The organism is Caulobacter segnis, from assembly GCF_031454995.1.
Lineage (GTDB): Bacteria > Pseudomonadota > Alphaproteobacteria > Caulobacterales > Caulobacteraceae > Caulobacter > Caulobacter segnis_E.
In genome coordinates this window covers 922742-943151 of record NZ_JAVDRV010000002.1, presented here as the reverse complement: position 1 = coordinate 943151, position 20410 = coordinate 922742, and the positions used below count along the sequence as shown (strand labels likewise).

General features: G+C 67.0%; 15 protein-coding genes. 4 read left to right on the top strand and 11 right to left on the bottom strand.

What is annotated here, in order from left to right; translation table 11 throughout:
• Positions 1-2: 2 nt before the first annotated feature.
• The 3 genes from J2728_RS10480 to araD1 are packed head-to-tail and all read right to left on the bottom strand — an operon-like array spanning position 3 to position 3099.
• A complete protein-coding gene (locus J2728_RS10480; RefSeq protein ID WP_309998881.1) occupies positions 3-1142 on the bottom strand; it encodes an aldose epimerase family protein in 1140 nt (379 codons plus the stop codon).
• A gap of 38 nt (positions 1143-1180) precedes the next feature.
• Entirely contained in the window at positions 1181-2107 is a 927-nt protein-coding gene (locus J2728_RS10475) for a Gfo/Idh/MocA family protein (RefSeq protein WP_309998880.1), read from the bottom strand.
• Positions 2104-3099 carry an AraD1 family protein gene (gene araD1 / locus J2728_RS10470; protein ID WP_309998879.1) on the bottom strand — a complete coding sequence of 332 codons (996 nt, stop codon included), beginning with the start codon at positions 3097-3099 and terminating at the stop codon, positions 2104-2106. The genes J2728_RS10475 and araD1 overlap by 4 nt, the downstream gene beginning before the upstream one ends.
• A gap of 314 nt (positions 3100-3413) precedes the next feature.
• On the opposite strand from araD1, the gene J2728_RS10465 reads away from it, so the two are divergent.
• The 4 genes from J2728_RS10465 to J2728_RS10450 all read left to right on the top strand — a co-directional run bounded on the left by J2728_RS10465 (position 3414) and on the right by J2728_RS10450 (position 11049).
• A complete protein-coding gene (locus tag J2728_RS10465) occupies positions 3414-5213 on the top strand; it encodes an IlvD/Edd family dehydratase (RefSeq protein WP_309998877.1) in 1800 nt (599 codons plus the stop codon).
• Between the two features lie 166 nt (positions 5214-5379).
• On the top strand, positions 5380-6930 hold the full coding sequence (locus tag J2728_RS10460; RefSeq protein WP_309999456.1) for an alpha-N-arabinofuranosidase: 1551 nt from the start codon (positions 5380-5382) through the stop codon (positions 6928-6930).
• A gap of 84 nt (positions 6931-7014) precedes the next feature.
• A complete protein-coding gene (locus J2728_RS10455) occupies positions 7015-9360 on the top strand; it encodes a glycoside hydrolase family 95 protein (RefSeq protein ID WP_309998875.1) in 2346 nt (781 codons plus the stop codon).
• 48 nt (positions 9361-9408) lie between these two features.
• Positions 9409-11049, top strand: coding sequence for an NAD(P)/FAD-dependent oxidoreductase (locus J2728_RS10450; RefSeq protein ID WP_309998873.1), 1641 nt, complete (start codon positions 9409-9411; stop codon positions 11047-11049).
• Between the two features lie 152 nt (positions 11050-11201).
• Here the strand turns inward: J2728_RS10450 and J2728_RS10445 are convergent, their stop codons facing one another.
• The 8 genes from J2728_RS10445 to J2728_RS10410 form a co-directional block, all read right to left on the bottom strand.
• Positions 11202-12278 carry an alkene reductase gene (locus J2728_RS10445; RefSeq protein ID WP_309998871.1) on the bottom strand — a complete coding sequence of 359 codons (1077 nt, stop codon included), beginning with the start codon at positions 12276-12278 and terminating at the stop codon, positions 11202-11204.
• A 132-nt stretch (positions 12279-12410) separates the two neighbouring features.
• Complete coding sequence (locus J2728_RS10440; RefSeq protein ID WP_309998870.1) at positions 12411-13793, bottom strand: FAD-containing oxidoreductase; 1383 nt, start codon at positions 13791-13793, stop codon at positions 12411-12413.
• Positions 13790-14254: a DUF4126 family protein gene (locus J2728_RS10435; RefSeq protein WP_309998868.1), complete on the bottom strand. Its 465-nt coding sequence runs from the start codon at positions 14252-14254 to the stop codon at positions 13790-13792. The genes J2728_RS10440 and J2728_RS10435 overlap by 4 nt, the downstream gene beginning before the upstream one ends.
• 98 nt (positions 14255-14352) lie before the next feature.
• The gene (metC, locus tag J2728_RS10430) at positions 14353-15504 is read right to left on the bottom strand and encodes a cystathionine beta-lyase (protein WP_309998866.1); all 1152 of its coding nucleotides are present in this window, start codon (positions 15502-15504) and stop codon (positions 14353-14355) included.
• 16 nt (positions 15505-15520) lie between these two features.
• Positions 15521-16378, bottom strand: a complete 858-nt coding sequence (gene sseA / locus J2728_RS10425; protein WP_309998865.1) for a 3-mercaptopyruvate sulfurtransferase — start codon at positions 16376-16378, stop codon at positions 15521-15523.
• Between the two features lie 77 nt (positions 16379-16455).
• Positions 16456-17454: a cysteine synthase A gene (locus J2728_RS10420; protein WP_309998863.1), complete on the bottom strand. Its 999-nt coding sequence runs from the start codon at positions 17452-17454 to the stop codon at positions 16456-16458.
• 206 nt (positions 17455-17660) lie between these two features.
• On the bottom strand, positions 17661-18875 hold the full coding sequence (locus J2728_RS10415) for a cyclopropane-fatty-acyl-phospholipid synthase family protein (RefSeq protein ID WP_309998862.1): 1215 nt from the start codon (positions 18873-18875) through the stop codon (positions 17661-17663).
• 70 nt (positions 18876-18945) lie between these two features.
• Positions 18946-20397, bottom strand: a complete 1452-nt coding sequence (locus J2728_RS10410) for a cryptochrome/photolyase family protein (RefSeq protein WP_309998860.1) — start codon at positions 20395-20397, stop codon at positions 18946-18948.
• Between the last annotated feature and the right edge of the window lie 13 nt (positions 20398-20410).

The window sequence follows — 20410 nt, the reverse complement described above, 5'->3', positions numbered from 1 at the left end:
ATCTACTTGGCGACGTCGACCTTGAAGACCATCACGTTGCGGTAGGTCTGGCCGGGATCCAGGCGCACCGGCGCGAACTGGCGCTTGTTCGGCGCGTCGGGGAAGTGCTGCGGCTCCAGCGCGATGCCGTCGCCCTGGCGGTAGAGCTTGCCGGTCTTGCCGATCCACGAACCGTCCAGGAAGTTGCCGGAATAGAACTGGATGCCCGGCTGGTCGGACAGGATTTCCAACACCCGGCCGCTCTTGGGGTCGGCTAGGCGCGCCGCCAGCCGCGGAGCCCCGCCCGACTTTCCGTTCAGCACGTAGTTGTGGTCGTAGCCCTTGCCGATGACGAGCTGCGCATCGCTGGCGTCGCGGATGCGCTCGCCGACGGCCGTGGGCTTGCGGAAGTCGAAGGCCGTGCCCGCGACCGGCGTGATCGCGCCGGTCGGGATCAGCTCATTGTCGACGGGCGTGTAGCCATCGGCGGGTAGGGTCAGCACGTTGCCCATCGCGCCTTCCGAAGCGCCTTCGCCGGCGACGTTGAACAGGGCGTGGTTGGTCATGTTGACGATCGTCGGCTTGTCGGTCGTCGCGCCGTAGGTGATCGTCAGCTGGTTCTGTTCGTCGAGCGCGTAGGTCGCCGTGGCGTTCACGGTCCCGGGATAGCCCTGGTCACCGTCTGGGCTGACATAGCCTAGCGTCACCGAAGCCGTCGGACCGGACTTCGTCTCCAGCACCTTCCAGACGACCTTGTCGAAGCCCTTCACGCCGCCATGCAGGGCCGCGACGCCGTTGTTGTTCAGCGCCAGCTGATAGGCCTTGCCGTCCAACTCGAAGCGGCCCTTGCCGATCCGGTTGGCGAAGCGGCCCACGGTCGCGCCGAAGTAGCTGGCGTTCTTCACATAGGCGGCCGCGTCGCTGAATCCGAGCACGATGTCCGCCTTCTTGCCGGCCTTGTCGGGCGCGACCAGGGACTGCAGGGTGGCGCCATAGGTGATCACCGTGGCGCTGACACCCTTGGCGTTGGTCAGGGTAAAGGCCTCGACCGCCTCGCCCGACGGCGTTTGGCCGAAGGGACGGCGGGACAGTTCGGCGGCCGTCGCCGTCGATGTCGCGGCCAGGGCGAGGGCGCCGCACAGGGCGATGGTCTTGAACTTCATGTTTCCTCTCCGTCTTTTTTCTCTATTCGCGCCGGCGTCTATTCGACGAATGGCGGCGCCACGACCCGCTCGCTGAGCAGAAAGGCGTCGGCCACGTGGCGTAGCGGACTGACGTCCACGTCGCTGGCGCCGTCGGCGATCAGCTGGGCGAACTCATCGTAGAGGCCGGGATACTCGCGATCCGGCCCCTCGTGCATCAACTGGTCGTCGATCCAAAGCTTGGCGCCGCCGTTGGTCAGCTTCAGCGCCCCGTCCTCGGTGTCGACCTCGATGTCCCAGCTTTGCGGACCCGTCTGCAAGAAGTCCAACTCGGCCCGGATCGGCGCGCCGTTGGCGTCGCGGAAGTCGAGCTCGGCCTGGATCGGTGATTGTCGGTTCTCGGGCACATGCAGCACGCCGCGCGACAGGAAGAAGGGCAGGGGCAGGATGCGGGTGACGATCGACAGGGCGTTGATCGCCGGGTCGAACACGCCCAGGCCTCCGGCTTCCCAGATCCATTCCTGGCCGGGATGCCAGACGCGTACGTCTTCCTTCCAGTTGATCCGCACGGCCTTGATCGCGCGCTCCGCCAGCCACGCCCGCGCGGGCTCGACCCCGGCGGCGTAGCGCGAATGCCAGGTGGTCTGAAGCGTCAGACTCCGGGCGGCGGCGGCCTGGCGCAGGTCCTCGACCTCGCTCAGCGTCGCGCCCGGCGGCTTTTCCAGCATCACATGCTTGCCCGCCGCCAGCGCCAAATGGGCCAGGGCGTGACGGGGCTGCGGCGGCGTGCACAGCGCCACGGCGTCGATCGCCACGTCGCTGGCTAGTAGGGCGGCCAGGTTGGTGAAGTGGGCGACGCCATCCAGCTCGGCGTTGCGGCTGACGATGGCGACCAACTCAAAGCGCGGATCGGCGGCGATGGCGGGCAGGTGTTGGTCCCGGGCGATCTTGCCCAGGCCCACGAGCGCCAGGCGGATCGGCGTCACAGCGCCCGCACCGTGACGGGGCGTTCCGCCGCCTGTCCCAGCGAGTTGCGCACCGGATAGAGGAAGGGCGCGGCCTCGATCTCGAACACGTCGCCGACCTTTGTCTGGAAGCCCTCGGAGAACGACAGAGTCGCGGTGCCGAAGAAGTGGACGTGCACGTCGCCGGGGCGCCGGAACAGGTCGTACTTGAAGTGGTGATGCTCGAGATTGGCGATCGTGTGGGACATGTTCGCCTCGCCCGACAGGAAGGGCTTCTCCCAGGCCACCGCGCCGTCGCGCAGGATGCGGCTGGCGCCGCGCACGTCCTCGGGCAGGGGGCCGGTCAGCAGCTCCGGACCCAGCGCCGCCTGGCGCAGCTTCGAGTGAGCCAGCCACAGATAGTTGCCGCGCTCGATCACATGGTCGGAGAACTCGTTGGCCAGGCAGAAGCCCAGGCGGTGGGGCGCGCCATCGGGGCCGATCAGATAGACGCCGGCGATCTCGGGCTCCTCGCCGCCATCCTTGGCGAAGGCGGGGGAGGTCAGGGGCTGGCCGGGGGCGACCAGCTGCTGACCATCGCCCTTGTAGAACCATTCCGGCTGCACGCCTTCCTGGCCCGACGCGGGCTTGCCGCCCTCGACGCCCATCAGGAACATCCGCATCGAGTCGGTGAGCTGCTCGCCCGCCTGGGCGGCCTTGTGCATCTTGTCGCGGCCCTCGGCCGAGCCGAGGTGGGTCAGGCCCGTGCCGGTCAGCAGCAGGTGGGCGGTGTCGGGATGGTCGATCGGCGCCAGGACCCGGCCTTCGGCCAGGGCGGCCAAGATGTCGATATCCTCGCCCAGTTCATGCGCTTGAGCGGTCTCGGCCAGGGTCGCGTTGGCGCCGATCGCGGCTTGGGCCAGATCGTAGAGCGTGTCGGCCGCCGTCACCCGCCGAGCACGGCCCGAGTCGTCCACCGCCGCTAGCCGTCTTTGGCCGTCGCCGGTCTTCAACTGCACGAACCTGAACACCATGGCGAAACGCTCCTAGCTTATAATAGTCTGACAAATACCGTCGCTGGCGCGGGTGTCAAACCTCGTTTCGTCGAGGCGCGCGGGACTCTCGGCGCGCCTTGGTGACAGGACTTGGGAGCGGTCGCAATGGGGCCGAGGTCCACGGCCCGGCTAGACCCATTATCGCTGACGCCGTCCGGCCGAACACCGCTCGTGATCATTGACGCCCCAGGGAAGCGAGGATAGTCAGACATATATTATAATACAAATCCGCCTCGGTCCTGGCGCGCTTTTGGCGTTGGGCTTGTGGGCGCATAACGTCGTCAAGGATTGTCATGAGCGCCGACCCCGTCTCCCCCAAGCTTCGTTCGCGCGCGTGGTTTGATAATCCGGACAATATCGACATGACGGCGCTTTATCTGGAGCGCTATCTGAACTTTGGTCTGACGCTGGAGGAGCTGCAGTCGGGTCGTCCGATCATCGGGATCGCCCAGACGGGGTCGGACCTGTCGCCGTGCAACCGCCACCACCTCGTTTTGGCCGAGCGGGTGCGCGAGGGGATTCGCTCGGCGGGCGGCATCGTACTGGAGTTCCCGGTCCATCCGATCCAAGAGACGGGCAAGCGGCCGACGGCGGGTCTGGACCGGAACCTGTCGTACCTGGGCCTCGTCGAGCTGCTCTACGGCTATCCGCTGGACGGGGTGGTGCTGACGATCGGCTGCGATAAGACGACGCCGGCCTGCCTGATGGCGGCGGCGACGGTGAACATCCCGGCCATCGCGCTGTCGGTCGGTCCGATGCTGAACGGTTGGCACAAGGGCCAGCGCACGGGCTCGGGCACCATCGTCTGGAAGGCCCGCGAACTGCTGGCTGCCGGCGAGATCGACAACGCCGGCTTCATCAAGCTGGTGGCCAGCTCCGCGCCCTCGACCGGCTACTGCAACACCATGGGCACGGCCACGACCATGAACTCGCTGACCGAGGCGCTGGGCATGTCGCTGCCCGGCTCGGCGGCGATCCCCGCCCCCTATAGGGATCGGCAAGAGAACGCCTATCGCACGGGTCTGCGGATCGTGGAGATGGTCAACGAGGACCTCAAGCCCTCGGACGTGCTGACCCGCGAGGCGTTCCTGAACGCCATCGTCGTCAACTCGGCCATCGGCGGCTCGACCAACGCCCCGATCCACCTGAACGCCCTGGCCCGCCACGTGGGCGTCGAGCTGTCGATCGACGACTGGCAGGAGAAGGGCGAGGAAGTGCCGCTGCTGGTGAACCTGCAGCCGGCTGGGGAATATCTGGGCGAGGACTATTACCGGGCCGGCGGCGTGCCCGCTGTCTTCGGCCAGCTGATCGAGCAGGGCCTGATCCACGAGGACGTCAAATGCGTCTCGGGCCAGACCATCGGCGAGCAGTATCGCGGCGTCCAGATCGAGGACGAGGACGTCATCCGGCCGTTCTCGCGGCCGCTGGTCGAGCGGGCGGGCTTCGTGGTCATGCGCGGCAATCTGTTCAACTCGGCGATCATGAAGACCAGCGTGATCAGCCAGGAGTTCCGCGAGCGCTATCTGTCCAACCCCGACGATCCGGACGCCTTCGAGGGCGTGGCGGTCGTGTTCGATGGTCCCGAGGACTATCACCACCGGATCGACGATCCGTCGGTGGGCATCACCGCCAACTCGATCCTGTTCATGCGCGGCGCGGGCCCGGTGGGCTATCCCGGCGCGGCCGAGGTGGTGAACATGCGCGCCCCCAATTACCTGATCAAGCAAGGCGTCCATCAGCTGCCCTGCATCGGCGATGGCCGCCAGTCGGGCACGTCGGGCTCGCCCTCGATCCTCAACGCCTCGCCCGAGGCGGCCGTGGGCGGGGGTCTTGCCTTGCTCAAGACCGGCGACAAGGTCCGCTTTGACCTGCGCAAGTCGCGGGTCGATGTCCTGGTCTCGCCCAGCGAGATCGTCGAGCGGCGCAAGGCCCTCGAGGCCGCCGGCGGCTTCCCGATCCCCGAAAGCCAGACCCCCTGGCAGGAGATCCAGCGCGCCGTCGTCGGACAGCTCGAAACCGGCGCCGTCCTCGAACCCGCCGTCAAATACCAGCGCATCGCCCAGACCAAGGGCCTGCCCAGGGATAACCACTAACCGCGTTCGCCGCCGGCTCTTCCAAGGGCCGGCGGTTCTTTTATGTCCGGAAGGCGTCCCCGTTCGGAACCTTATTGTACGACAAAATAACCGCTGCTATGCACGCGGTCAGAACAAGGCGGAGCCCGGAAGCATCCGCGCGTAACGGAGAGGGAAGTACATGGCGATGGCCAAGACGGTTCTAGGCGCGGCGGCCGCGCTGCTGGTGATGGCGGCGAACGCCCAGGCTGGCGAGATTTCAGCAACGGCCACGCTCAAGGCCGACAAGCCGGGGGCGCCGATCTCCCGCTACATCTACGGTCAATTCTCGGAGCATTTGGGCGCGGGCATCTATGACGGCGTCTGGGTGGGGCCCGATTCCAAGATCCCCAACGTGCGCGGCATCCGCACCGACGTGGTCACCGCGCTGAAGGACATCAAGGTCCCGGTCATCCGCTGGCCCGGCGGCTGCTTCGCCGACGAGTATCGCTGGCGCGACGGCATCGGCCCGCGCGACAAGCGCCCCTCGCGCAAGAACAACTGGTGGGGCGGCTCGCCCGAGACCAACGCCTTCGGCACCCACGAATTCATGGACTTCGCCGAGCAGGTCGGCGCCGATCCCTATGTCTCGATCAACATGGGCTCGTCCGACCCCACGGAGATGCGCGAGTGGATCGAGTACATGATCTCGCCGGGTGACGACACCTTGGCTCAGGAGCGCCGCGCGAATGGGCGCGACAAGCCGTTCAACCTGCCCTTCGTCGGCATCGGCAACGAAAGCTGGGGCTGCGGCGGCGAGATGACCGCCGAGTACTACGCCAACGAGTATCGTCGCTTCTCGGCGTTCTTTCACAAGAACGATGACAACAAGGCCCTGCGCGTCGCCTCGGGCGCCAATTCGTTCGACGTGAATTGGACCGACGTGGTCACCAAGAACGCCGGCCGGTTCATGGACGCCATTTCCCTGCATTACTACACGATCCCGACCGGCCAGTGGTCGAAGAAGGGCGCGGCGACCGGCTTCGACAAAGCCGCCTGGGGACAGACCTTCGCGCAGACCCTGCGGATGGATGATCTGCTCAAGCAGCACATCGCCGCCATGGACAAGAACGATCCCAGCAAGCGGATCGGTCTGTACGTCGATGAATGGGGCACCTGGTACGACGTCGAGCCGGGCACCAATCCGGGCCACCTCTACCAGTTGAACACCCTGCGCGACGGCGTGCTGGCGGCGGCCAACTTCAACATCTTCCACCGCTATACCGACCGGGTGAAGATGACGAACGTCGCCCAGACCATCAACGTGCTGCAGGCGATGATCCTGACCCAGGGCGACAAGATCGTCCTGACGCCGACCTACTACGCCTACAAGATGTACGTGCCGTTCCAGGACTCCACGGCGATCCCGTTGGACGTGACCGCGCCCGAGATCGACGTCGCGGGTTCCAAGATCCCGGCCTTCAACGCCTCGGCGGCCAAGGGCAAGGACGGCAAGACCTATGTGGCGGTCGCCAACATGTCGCCGGACGATGGCGTGAAGCTGTCGGTGGCGCTGGGCGGCCTGAAGGCCAAGTCGGTGTCGGGGCAGGTCATGACCGCCGACAAGATGGACGCGATGAACGCCTTCGGGGCCAAGCCGACCGTTGCGCCGGTCCCGTTCAAGGGCGGCAAGATCGCGGGCGACACCCTGACCCTGGCCATCCCCGCCAAGTCGGTGGTGGTCGTGGCGATCGACTAAGGGGCGCCACGCCCCTCTAAAGAGAGCCGGACGTGATCCTAAAAAGGGCGCGTCCGGCTTTTCGCGTGTTGGGAGGCTCGCGGCATGACCTTAACTCGTCGGTCCACCCTGGCGGCCCTGGGCGCCGCGCCGGCCCTTGCCGCCACCTCGGGACGCGCCGCGACGTCGGCGGGTTCGCCGCTCCGGCTCTGGTACCGTCAGCCGGCCAAGGCCTGGGTCGAGGCGCTGCCCGTCGGCTCGGGCAAGCTGGGCGCCATGGTCTTTGGCGGCGTCGGCGCCGAGCGGCTGCAACTGAACGAGGACACCCTTTGGGCGGGCGGTCCCTATGAGCCGATCAATCCCGAAGCCGGCGCTGCTCTGCCCGAGATCCGCCGGTTGATCGACGCTGGGGAGTACGCCAAGGCGTCAAAGCTCGCCGAGGCCAAGTTCGTCGGCATTCCCAAGCAGCAGATGTCGTACCAGACGATCGGCGACCTGAAGCTGGACTTTCCGGGACTGGCGGAGCCCACGAACTATGTCCGCGACCTCGATCTGGATGGCGCGATCGCCATGACGCGTTTCACGATCGACGGCGTCCAATATGTTCGCGAGGTCATCGGCAGCGCGCCCGATGGCGTGATCACCGTGCGCCTGTCGGCCAGCCGTCGAGGCGCCCTCGGCCTGGACCTGAGTTTCGCCTCGCCGCTGAAGTCGAAGCCGGTGGCGAGCGTCGAGGGGCTCAGCCTCGTGCTGGCCGGGACCAACGACAGCCAGCAAGGCGTCCCCGCCAGGCTGCGGTTCGAATGCCGCGTCGATGTCCGCGCCAAGGGCGGGCGCGTGAGCGGGCAGGGCGAGACCTTGTCGATCCGCGACGCCGACGAGGTGATCCTGCTGATCGCCGCGGCGACCAGCTATCGCCGCCATGAAGACGTTTCCGGCGATCCGACGGCGCTGAACAAGGCCACGCTGGCCCGGCTGTCGGGCAAGTCGTGGGGTAAAATCCTAGCCGATCACCAGGCCGATCACCGCGCCCTGTTTCGTCGCGTCGAGGTCGATTTCGGCCGCACGCGCGCCGACCTTCTTCCGACCGACGAGCGGATCAAGGCCTCGCCGACAACGGACGATCCCTCGCTGGCGGCGCTCTATTTCCAGTATGGCCGCTATTTGCTGATCGCCTGCTCTCGGCCGGGAAGCCAGCCCGCCAACCTGCAGGGCGTCTGGAACGACAAGCCCTCCGCGCCCTGGGGCAGCAAGTACACGATCAACATCAACACCGAGATGAACTACTGGCCGGCCGAGCCAGCCAACCTGCCGGAGCTGGTCGAGCCGCTGATCGCGCTGGTGAAGGATCTCTCGGAAACCGGCGCGCGGACCGCCAAGGCGATGTATGGCGCGCGCGGCTGGGTGGCGCACCACAACACCGACCTTTGGAGGGCGACCGCCCCGGTGGACGGCGCGCCGTGGGGCGTTTGGCCCACCGGCGGCGCCTGGCTCTGCAAGCACCTGTGGGACCACTACGACTACGGACGCGATCGCGCCTATCTGGCGCGGGTCTATCCGCTGATGAAGGGCTCGGCGCGGTTCTTCCTCGACACCCTGGTGGTCGATCCGAAGTTCGGCGTGCTGGTCACCAATCCTTCGCTGTCGCCCGAGAACGACCACGGCCACGGCGCCTCGATCGTCGCGGGCCCGACCATGGACCAGGCGATCATCCGCGACCTGTTCGACAACTGCCTGAAGGCCGAGGCGGTGCTGGGCGCCGATCAGACCTTTGTCGCCGAACTTAGGGCGGCGCGTGACAAGCTCGCGCCCTACAAGATCGGCAAGGACGGCCAGTTGCAGGAGTGGCAAGAGGACTGGGACGCCGACGCGCTCGACATCCACCACCGGCACGTTTCGCACCTCTACGGCCTGTTCCCGTCGGACCAGATCGCGATCGACACCACGCCGAAGCTGGCGGCGGCGGCGAGGCAGACCCTGGTGACGCGCGGCGACCTCTCGACGGGGTGGGCGATCGCCTGGCGGCTGAATCTCTGGGCGCGGCTGGGCGAGGGCGATCACGCCCACGGGATCCTGCGCCTGCTGCTTGGGCCCGAGCGGACCTATCCGAACATGTTCGACGCCCATCCGCCGTTCCAGATCGACGGTAATTTCGGCGGGACCTCGGGCATGACCGAGATGATCCTGCAGAGCCGCAACGACCGGATCTACCTGTTGCCTGCTCTGCCGTCGGCCTGGCCCACGGGTCACATCAAGGGCCTGCGAGCGCGGGGCGCGGTTGGGGTCGACGTCCACTGGACGGGCGGCAAGTTGGCCGAGGCGGTGCTGACGGCCAAGGTCGACGGCCGTCACGTCGTGGTGCTGGGCGGCTCCAGCCTGACCGTGGAGCTTCGTAAGGGCCAGAGCGCTCGTCTTATCCCGCGCGACGGAGCGTTGGTCCGCGCGGCTTAACGTCCGCATGGATGGCGCGGCGGCCGACTTTTGGCTAAGACCCGCGCCATGCTGCGTATTTCGGAACTGAAGCTGCCGCTCGGCCATCCGCCAGAGGCCATGGCGCCCGCCATCGTCGCTCGCCTGGGGATCGAGGCCGATGACCTGGTAAGCTTCGAGGTCGCGCGCCGCGCCCATGACGCGCGCCGCAAGTCCGCGATCTTGATGGTCTATTCGGTCGATGTCGTTTTGCGCGACGAGGCGTCCGTTCTGCGCCGCTTCGAGGGCGACCATCAGGTCCGCGTCGCGCCGGACACCGACTATCGCTTCGTGGCCAAGGCGCCGGCGGGTTTCGAGGGGCCGCGGCCGGTGGTCATCGGCGCGGGGCCTTGCGGTCTGTTCGCGGGTCTTATCCTGGCGCAGATGGGCCTGAAGCCCATCATCGTGGATCGCGGCAAGGTGGTGCGCGAGCGCACCAAGGACACCTGGGGGCTGTGGCGGCGGGGCGAGCTGAATCCGGAGTCCAACGTCCAGTTCGGCGAAGGCGGGGCGGGGACCTTTTCGGACGGCAAACTCTACAGCCAGATCAAGGACCCTCGCTTCCTGGGCCGCAAGGTGCTGGAGGAGTTCGTCAAGGCCGGCGCGCCGGAAGAGATCCTGACCGAGGCCCATCCGCACATCGGCACCTTCCGCCTTGTCCACATGGTCGAGAACATGCGGGCGCTGATCGAGAGCTTGGGCGGCGAGTACCGCTGGCAGCATAAGGTCGAGGACTTCGACATCGAGGTCGGCGCCGACGGCTCCCGCCAGCTGAAGGGGCTTCATATCGCCGGCGGCGATTACCTGCCGGCCCGCCATGTCGTGATGGCCTTGGGCCACAGCGCGCGCGACACCTTCCAGGTGCTGTACGATCGAGGCGTCCACATCGAGGCCAAGCCGTTCTCGATCGGGGTGCGGATCGAGCATCCTCAGTCCTGGATGGACAGGGCGCGCTTTGGCGACTGCGCCGGCCATCCCGACCTGGGCGCGGCCGATTATAGCCTGTCGCACCACTGCAAGAATGGCCGGACTGTCTACAGCTTCTGCATGTGTCCGGGCGGCACGGTTGTGGCCGCGACGTCCGAGCCCGGTCGCGTCGTCACCAACGGCATGAGCCAGTATTCCCGCAACGAGCGGAACGCCAATTCCGGCTTCGTCGTCGACATCAATCCCGAGCAGGACTATCCGGGCCACCCGCTGGCCGGGGTCGAATTCCAGCGCAAGTGGGAGAGCCTGGCCTTCGAGGCGGGCGGCGGGACCTATCAGGCGCCGGGACAGTTGGTCGGCGACTTCCTGGCCGGTCGCCCTTCGACCGAGTTCGGCGAGGTGATCCCGTCCTACAAGCCGGGCGTTCACCTGACCGATCTGGCCAAATGCCTGCCGCCGTTCGCCATCGAGTCCATGCGCGAGGCGCTGCCAGTGTTCGGTCGCCAAATCCCGGGCTACGACCATCCGGACGTGGTGCTGACCGGCGTCGAGACCCGGACGTCCTCGCCCGTGCGGATCACGCGGGGCAAGGACTTTCAGAGCCTGAACACCGCCGGCCTTTTTCCGGCCGGTGAAGGCGCGGGCTATGCCGGCGGCATCCTCTCGGCCGCCGTTGACGGCATCAAGGTCGCCGAGGCGGTGGCCGCTCAGTATATGGCGGAGGGGCTAATCAAGGCCGCTTAAGGCCTGCCGCAAAGCCCTTGTCATCCCGGCCGCAGCGCGCAGCGCGAAGAGCCGGGACCCAGGGGTGGCGCGCACGGCGCTCCTTCACTCCCTGGGTCCCGGATAGCCTCTGCGAGGCTTCCGGGATGACAAGAGTTTGTGCTTGGAAAGGCTTAGGCCGGCTCGCTGACCTGGGCCAGCGTCGGATAGTCCGTATAGCCGCGCGGACCGTTTTCGAAGCCGTAGAAGGTGGTCGGGTCGGGCGTGTTCAACGCCGCGCCCGCCTTCAGGCGCTCCACCAGGTCCGGGTTGGCGATGTAGGCCTTGCCGAAGGCGATCGCGTCGGCCTTGCCGGCCTCGATCGCGGCGTTGGCGCTGGCCAGGTCGAACTTCTCGTTGGCGATGTAGACGCCGCCGAAGGCCTTCTTCAGGTCGGGACCCAGGCTATCGGCCGCCTCGTACTCACGCGCCGAGACGAAGCCGATCTTGCGCTCACCCAGAGCCTTGGCGACATGGCCGAAGGTGGCGGCGAGGTTGCTGTCGCCCATCGAATGGCTGTCGGCGCGCGGCGCCAGGTGGACGCCGACGCGATCGGCGCCCCAGACGGAGATCGCCGCGTCGGTGGCTTCCAGCAGCAGGCGGGCGCGATTTTCGATCGAGCCGCCGTACTGGTCGGTGCGCTGGTTGCTGCCGTCCTGCAGGAATTGGTCGAGAAGATAGCCGTTGGCGCCGTGCAACTGCACGCCGTCGAAACCGGCGGCCTGGGCGTTCTCCGCCCCTTGGCGGAAGGCCTCGACCACGCCGGCGACTTCCTCGGTCGAGAGGGCGCGCGGGGTGGGGTAGTCGCGTTGCGGACGCAGCAGGCTGACATGGCCCTTGGCGGCGATGGCGCTGGGCGCGACCGGAAGCTCGCCGTTCAGCAGTTCGGGATCGGATATCCGGCCGACGTGCCAGATCTGCATGAAGATGCGGCCGCCCTTGTCGTGCACGGCCTTGGTCACCTGCTTCCAGCCCTCGGTCTGCTCCTTGGACCAGACGCCCGGCACGCCGGCGTAGCCGACGCCTTGCGGCGCGACCGGCACGCCTTCCGTGATCAACAGACCGGCCGAGGCGCGCTGGCCGTAGTACTCGGCCATCAGGGCGTTGGGGATTTGGCTCGGACCGGCGCGCAACCGGGTCAGCGGCGCCATGACGACGCGGTTGGGCAGATTGAGATCGCCGACGCGCAGCGGATCGAACAGGTTAGGCATGCGAGACTGTCCCTTGGAGTAGGGGCGCCGACCCTCCGTCGGCGTCAGCCTGCTATCTGGCCCCGCTTGCGCCGATCGCAACCGCAACAGGTTCAGATTTATCTGAAAGCGCCTAGGTCAAAATCTGAAAATCTAAGCGGGCTTCAGCTCGCCCAGCATCGTCGGGATCAGCTCCGAGACGGTCGGATGGATGTGCACCGCGCGCTGGATCGTGGTGTAGGGCGCCTTGGCGTACATCAGGTCGATCATCCCGTGAATCGCCTCGTCCCCGTTCAGGCCCAGGATCGCCGCGCCCAGGATCTCTTTCGTTTCGGCGTCGACCACCACTGTCATGAAGCCCGCGGTCTCGCCCTTCTCGACCGCGCGGCCGACGCGGGTCATGGGGCGTTTTCCGACGAGCAACGGACGGCCGCTGGCGCGCGCCTCGGCCTCCGTCATGCCGACCCGGCCTAGCGGCGGATCGACGAATAGGCCGTAGCACGAGATCCGGTCGCTGACCTTGCGCGGGTCGTTGTCCAGCAGGTTGGCCGCGACGATCTCGAAGTCGTTGTAGGCCGTGTGGGTGAAGGCGCCCTTGCCGTTGCAGTCGCCCATCGCCCAGATGCCCGGGACGTTGGTCCGCAACTGATCGTCGACGACGACATAGCCGCGCTTGTCGGTCTCGACGCCGGCCGCCTCGAGGTTGAGATCATCGGTGTTGGGCCGGCGGCCGACCGCCAATAGGACATGCGATCCGGTCACCTGCGGCTCGCCCGCCTCGCAGGTCACGTGCACGCAGGCGCCGTCCTCATGGGGCGAGAAGCGGATGCACTTGGCGTTGAGCCGGACGGTGATCCCTTCGGCCTCCAGGATCTCCCGGATCGCGTCGGAGATTTCCGGATCCTCGCGAGCGATCAGGCGCGGCCCCATCTCGACGATCGTGACCTGGCTGCCGAACCGGCGGAACATCTGGGCGAATTCCAGCCCGATATAGCTGCCGCCGACAATGACCAGGTGCTCGGGCAGCGTATCCAGCCGCATCATGCCGACATTGGTCAGGTAGGGGATATCGTTGACGCCGGGCATGTCCGGCACGTTGGCGCGGCCACCGACGTTCAGGAAAATCTTGGGCGCGGTCAGCACCTCGTCGCCGACCCGGATCGTGTCCGCGCTCTCGAAGCGCGCGTGGCCCTGGATGACCGTGCAGCCCTTCATGCCGCGCAGCCAGCTTTCGACGCCGCCGCGGGCGTTCGTCACGACGGTCTGCTGGCGAGCCCAGACGCGCTTCATGTCGACGCCGACGGAGCCCTCCAGCACGACGCCGTAGTCGGCGGCCCGGCGGGCCAGGTGAGCCGCGTAGGCGCTGGCCACCAGCGTCTTGGTGGGCATGCAGCCGGTGTTCACGCAGGTGCCGCCGAAGTCCTTGCGTTCGATCATCGCCACGGTCTCGCCGGCGGCCGTCAGCCGTCCCGCCAGCGAGGGACCTGCCTGGCCCGCGCCGATGATGATGGCGTCGAAGCGTCGCGGCGCGCTCATTGGGCCAGCGCCACGATGGCCAAGGCGCCGCCGATCGCGATGGCGTCTTCGATCAAGGCGGCGGGACGATCGTTGCCGAACCATGCCGCGAGGCGTCCCCGGAGTTCGGCGCCGCCCAGCGTGCCGATCACCGCGCCGAGCGCGCCGATGACGGCGCCGCGAAGCCAATGGCCGCTCGGCATCATCAAGGCCGCGCCGCTGAAGGCTCCCGTGGCGATGCGGGTTCCGAACTGGACTGGAACCTTGCGGCTTGGCGTCTGGGGAAGCTGGTCTCCGACCAACTCAAGCGCCGCGAGCGCGGTGAGAACCAGGACAGGGATCAGTCCGCCCAGCCAGGCCAGCGGCCATCCCGCCAGCGGCAGCCAGCCCAGCCGCGCGGCCCACGAGACGGCGGCGGGGGCGGTCATCGCCCGCAAGCCCGCCACCACGCCAATCAGGAGAGCAAAGACATAGAGCGCCATGAACCATACCCCACAGTGTGCGCGTCGGATTGGGCGCTGACGACATCACAGGCGAGGCGTGGATTATTGCAAGCTTTGATCGTCCCGATCGCCGGGCGTCAGGCGTTCAGCGTTCTAAAACCGATCTCCAGGTCAGCCTTGAGGTCCTCGATGCTTTCCAGCCCCACATGGAAACGCATGAGAGGACCCTCAAGGTTCACCGGGATCGTGCGGAACTTCAGTTGCGGATCGCAGTGAAGCGCCAGGCTTTCGTAGCCGCCCCAGGAAAAGCCGAGGCCAAACAACTTCAGGCTGTCGAGGAAGGCCTTGGCCGCGCTCTGGCCGCACGGCTTCAGCACCACGCCGAACAGGCCACAAGCGCCGGTGAAGTCACGCTTCCAGATCGCGTGGCCAGGATCGTCGGGCAGGGCGGGGTGCAGAACCCGCGACACCTCCGGCCGCGCTTGCATCCAGCGGGCGATGGCCAGGCCGTTCTCCTGGTGGCGCGGCAGGCGCGTGGCCAGCGTCCGAAGACCCCGCAGCATGGTGTAGGCGTCGTCGGGCGACACCGACCAGCCGATGTCCCACATCGCCTCGCCCAGCAGCGCGGCGACCGCCTTGTCCGAGGTCGCCACCGAGCCCATGAAGCAGTCGGAGTGCCCGCCGACGTACTTGGTCAGCGCCTGGACGCTGAGGGTCACGCCGTGCGCCAGCGGCTTGAAATAGAAGCCCGCCGCCCAGGTGTTGTCGACCAGGGTCATGATGCCGCGCGCGTTCGCCGCCTTGGCGATGGCGGGGATGTCCTGCATCTCGAAGGTTAGGGAGCCTGGCGCCTCCAGCACGATCAGCCGCGTGCGCGGCGTGGCCAGGGCCATCAGGGCGTCGGCGTCCAGGGCGGGGTCGTAATAGGTCGTGCTGACGCAGAAACGGGCCAACAGCCGGTCGCAAAAGCGGCGGGTCGGCTTGTAGGCGCTGTCGACCACAAGGACCTCGTCGCCGGCCTTCAGCACCGCCAGCAAGGCGCCGGTGATCGCCGCCAGGCCGGACGGGTAGAGCGTGACGTCCTCGGCGCCTTCCAGGTCCGCGAGGGCCTGCTGCAGGGCGCGCGGTGTCGCGAGGCCCGTGATCCCATAGGTCAGCTGGTCGTCGTCGTACAGCGAGGCCGCATCGGGCAGCAGCACGGTAGAGCCCCGCTGGATCGGCGGATTGACCGTCTTCGCCAGCGTGTGGTTGGTGGCGCCGTTGCGGATCAGGCGGGTTTCTTCGTCCATCACGCTACTTTCGGGTCTAAGCCGCCGGGCCTGTAACGACGGGGGCGTCGTCCAGGCCGCCCCATTCCGTCCACGAGCCGTCATAGACCGCCGAACGCGGCTTACCCATCCGGGCCAGGGCCAGGGCGACCACCGCAGCCGTGATGCCCGAGCCGCAGGTCGAGACGATCGGCTTGTTGATGTCCACGCCCGCCGCCTCGAACACGGTCTTCAGCTTGCCGGCCGGCAGCATGGTCCCGTCCGGCGCGATCATCGCCGCCAGCGGAATGTTGCGGGCGCCCGGCATGTGGCCGCCGCGCAGGCCGGCGCGCGGCTCGGGATCACGGGCTTCGAAGCGTCCGGCCGGGCGGGCGTCGATGACTTGCTCACGTCCGCTGGCGACGATCTCGCGCATCTGCTCCAGCGAGCGATAGATGTCGGCCTGGTAACGCGGTGTGAAGTGGCGCTCCTGCGGCGTCGCGGGGCCGTCCTCGATGGGGCGGCCCTCGGCGATCCATTTGGGCAGGCCGCCATCCAGGACCACGACGTCCTCATGGCCCATGGCGCGGAAGTGCCACCAGGCGCGGGCGGCCGGCAGGATACCGATGCTGTCGTAGACGACGATCCGCGAGCCATCGCCCAGGCCAAGCTTCTTGACCCGCGAGGCGAACTTCACCGCCGTGGGGATCATGTGCGGCAGGTCGGTGGTCTCGTCGGCGATGTCGTCGATGTCGAAGAACACAGCCCCCGGGATGTGGGCCGCCAGGAACTCCTTGTACGGCTCGCGCTGGGCGGCGGGCATGTGCCACGAGGCGTCAACCACCCGCACGTCCGGCGCGTCGAGGTGTTCGGCCAGCCAGGCGGTGGAGACCAGCGGATCGGACGGAGTGCTCATGTCTGCGCCTTTCGGGGAGTGACTCGCCCCAGTTTCTAGACGCCGGCAACATCGCCGCGCGAGCGCTTCGTCGCAAGCTACATCCAGGGCGGCGTCGGCAGACCCTTCTCCTTAAGGAAGGCGGGGTTGAAGAGCTTGGACTGGTAGCGCGAACCGTGGTCGCACAGCACCGTCACGATCGTGTGGCCTGGGCCGATTTCCTTGGCGAGTTTGACCGCCCCGGCGATGTTGATCCCGGCCGAGCCGCCCAGGCACAGACCCTCGTGCATCACAAGGTCGTAGAGCACCTCGAGCATTTCCTCGTCCGAAACGCGGAACGGGTAGTCGATCGTCAGGCCTTCCAGATTGGCGGTCACGCGGCCCTGGCCGATGCCCTCGCTGATCGAATTGCCCTCGGACTTCAGCTCGCCATCCTTGTACCAGCTGTAGAGGGCCGCGCCGTGCGGATCGGCGAGGCCGATCTTCACGTCCGGCTTGCGTTCGCGCAGCGCCGCGGCGACGCCGGCCAGGGTGCCGCCCGAGCCGACGGCGCAGATGAAGCCGTCGACCTTACCGTCTGTTTGCGTGAAGATTTCCGGGCCCGTGGTCAGGTAGTGCGCCTGGCGGTTGGCGGTGTTGTCGAACTGGTTGGCCCAGATCACCCCGTTGGGCTCGGTCTTGGCGAGTTCCTCGGCCAAGCGCCCGGAATAGCGGACGTAGTTGTCGGGGTTCGAATACGGCACGGCGTCGACCTCGACCAGCTCCGCGCCGAGCAGGCGGATGGCGTCTTTCTTCTCCTGGCTTTGGGTCCGTGGAATGACGATCGTGGTCTTGTAGCCCAGCGCGGAGGCGACCATGGCTAGGCCGATGCCGGTGTTGCCGGCGGTGCCTTCGACAATGCGGCCGCCGGGCTTCAGCAGGCCCTTGGCCTCGGCGTCGCGGATGATGCCGAGCGCGGCGCGGTCCTTGACCGACTGGCCGGGATTCATGAACTCGGCCTTGCCCAGGATCTCGCAGCCCGTCGCCTCGCTGGCGCGGCGCAGGCGGATCAGAGGGGTGTTCCCGATGGCGTCGAGAACGCTGGGGAGGATAGTCATGATTTCACCTGCGTGGCCGGGCTGGCATGGTAGATCGTGCGCGGGCCGCGCGACGCAAGCCCAGTTTTCCTGAAGGCCAGAGGTTTGCGGTGAGCAATTCGCGAGGCGGCTGCGCCGGGCTTTGGGGGGGCGCCGTCGAAAAGCCTGTCCGCGCCGAACGCCGTGTCTTTCGTTAAAAGGCCGTGATGCTCCGAAGCGCCATGGGCCTAGGTTCGGCTGAGACCCAGCTGGATGACGTTGGTCCGTTCGGTGCGGAAGCCCGCCTCGCAATAGCTGAGATAGAACCGCCACAGGCGACGGAAGCGCTCGTCGAAGCCGTCCTTGCGGATCTCGTGCCAAGCGGCCTCGAACTGACGGCCCCATTCGGCCAGGGTGTCGGCATAATTCTGGCCGAAGCGTTTGAGATCGCTCCATTCCAGACCCGCGCGCTCGGTTTCTTCCTTAAGGCGCGCCTCGCTGGGCAGCATGCCGCCCGGGAAGATGTAGCGCTGGATGAAGTCGGTGCGGCTGCGATAGTCGCGGAACAGCTCGTCTCGGATGGTGATGATCTGCAGGCCCGCCCGGCCGCCGGGGGCGAGCACCTCGCGGATCTTGCCGAAATAGGCGGGCCAATATTCCTCGCCCACGGCCTCGAACATCTCGATCGAGGCCACGGCGTCGAAGCGGCCCTCGACGTCGCGATAGTCGACCAGGCGGATGTCGGCCTTTTCCGAAAGTCCCTGCTCAAACAGCCGCTTGCGGGCGAAATCGTACTGCGCTTGCGAGATGGTGATGCCGGTGACCTTGGCCCCGACCTCCTTGGCGGCGAACTCGGCGAAACCGCCCCAGCCGCAGCCGATCTCGAGCACGTGCTTGTCAGGCGCCAGGCCAATGGTCTTGGCCAAGGCCGCGTACTTGGCGCGCTGGGCGTCGGGGAGGGCCTGATCCGGGTGTTCGTACAGGGCCGACGAATAGGTCATCGTCGGGTCCAGCCAGCGCGAATAGAAGGCGTTGCCCAGGTCATAGTGAGCGTGGATGTTCCGCCGCGAGCCGGAGCGGCTGTTGCGATTGAACAGGTGATAGATCGCGTTCAGCGCCCGCATCAGCGGATTGCCCGAGGCCAGACCCGCCAGCCGGTCGAAGTTCAGCGAGAAGGCCTCAAGCACCGCCGAGAGATCGGGCGTATCCCACTCGCCGGCCATGAAGCCCTCGGCGAAGCCGATGTCGCCGGACAGCAGCGCGCGGCGCACGAAGTTGTAGTCCCGGATCCGGATCGTGGCCGCCGGACCGTCCTTGCGGCCCGTGACGGTCAGGACCTTGCCGGTCGGCAGGACGAAGGTCAGCGATCCGGCCTCCCAGTTCTCGGCCGCGATGCGGACGGCGGAACGGAAGGCGGCCGGAGCGGCCTTCAGGTCGGGATCATTCCAGAGCGCAGTTTCCAAGGCGGGGCCTCGCTTCCGGTGACGCGTTAATTAACGCCGTTAACCACCATCTCGTAAAGCCCCCGCTCATCTAGAGGCTGTGATAGGCCTCCAGGGCGCGCTCGCGCGCCTTGGCGTGGTCAACGATCGGTTTGGCATAGATACGCCGCGCCGCCGGAGACAGATGGAGCGGACGTTCCCATGGCCTGTGGATAACATCGTCAGGAACAGTCTTGAGTTCCGGAACCCAGCGCCGAACATAGTCGCCGCGCGGATCAAACTTCTCGCCCTGGCTGATCGGATTGAAGATCCGGAAATACGGCGCCGCATCCGCGCCACTGCCGGCGGTCCACTGCCAATTGCCAACATTATTGGCGAGATCGGCGTCGACCAGGGTGTCCCAGAACCAGGCCTCGCCCTCGCGCCAGTCGATCATCAGGTGCTTGATCAGGAACGAGGCGACGATCATGCGCACGCGATTGTGCATGAAGCCGGTGGTCCAAAGCTCGCGCATGCCGGCGTCGACGATTGGGTAGCCGGTTTCGCCCTTGGTCCACGCTTCGAAAGCGGCGTGGTCCTTGGCCCAGGGGAAGCCGTCGAACTCCGGCTTGAAGTTGCGCGCGGGAAGCTCGGGCGAATGGAACAGGATGGAGTGGTTGAACTCGCGCCAGCCCAGCTCCGACAGGAACTTGTCGGCTTCGCTCGTCGGGATGTCGCCGGCGTCCGCGGCGTTGCGCGCGGCCAGCCAGACCTGACGCGGGCCGATCTCGCCGAAATGCAGGTGAGGTGAAAGCCGCGACGTCGCCGGAGCGGAAGGAATGTCGCGCTTCTCGGCGTAGCCGGCTATGGGGCCGGAGAGAAAGGCGTCCAACCGCTTGCGCGCGCCGGCCTCACCGGGCGTCCAGACATCGAAGCCCTTCGACCAGTCGGGTTTCGTTGGATGGAGGTTCCACTGGGGCAGGCGATCGCTGGAGGTCGCCTTGTCGAGGCATCTCAAGACCTTGGGCGTGGCGTCTACCGTGACGTCGTCCAGCTGCTGGCGGGCCGCGCGCCAATAGGGCGTGAACACCTTGTAGGGCTGGCCCGAGCCGTTCTGCACCGTCCAAGGCTCGTTCAACAGGCCGGCGTTGAAACTCTGGCAATCGACGCCGGCCTCCTTCAGCCGCGCCTTGATCGCCGCGTCGCGATCGATACTGGCCTTATCGTAGAGGCGGTTCCACAGCACGCGGGTCGCGCGGGTCTCGGCGATCAGGGCGTCCAGCACGTCGGCGGCGAGGCCCTTGCGCAGCACAAGTCTATTGCCAAGCTTCTCAAGCTCTTCCGCCAGGCTCTTGAGCGACTTGTCGAGCCACCAGAGCGACGCCGCGCCCATCGGGCGGACGCCCGGCGTTTCATCGAGGATGTAGAGGCAAACCACGGGCAGGCCGCTGTCGGCGGCATGGCGCAGCGCGGGATTGTCGGCTATGCGCAGGTCCTTGCGGAACCACACGATGACAGCGCCGGGGCTCGCCTCGCTGTCGCCAAAGTCTTTCCGCACTTGCACCGTCCCGCCCTAA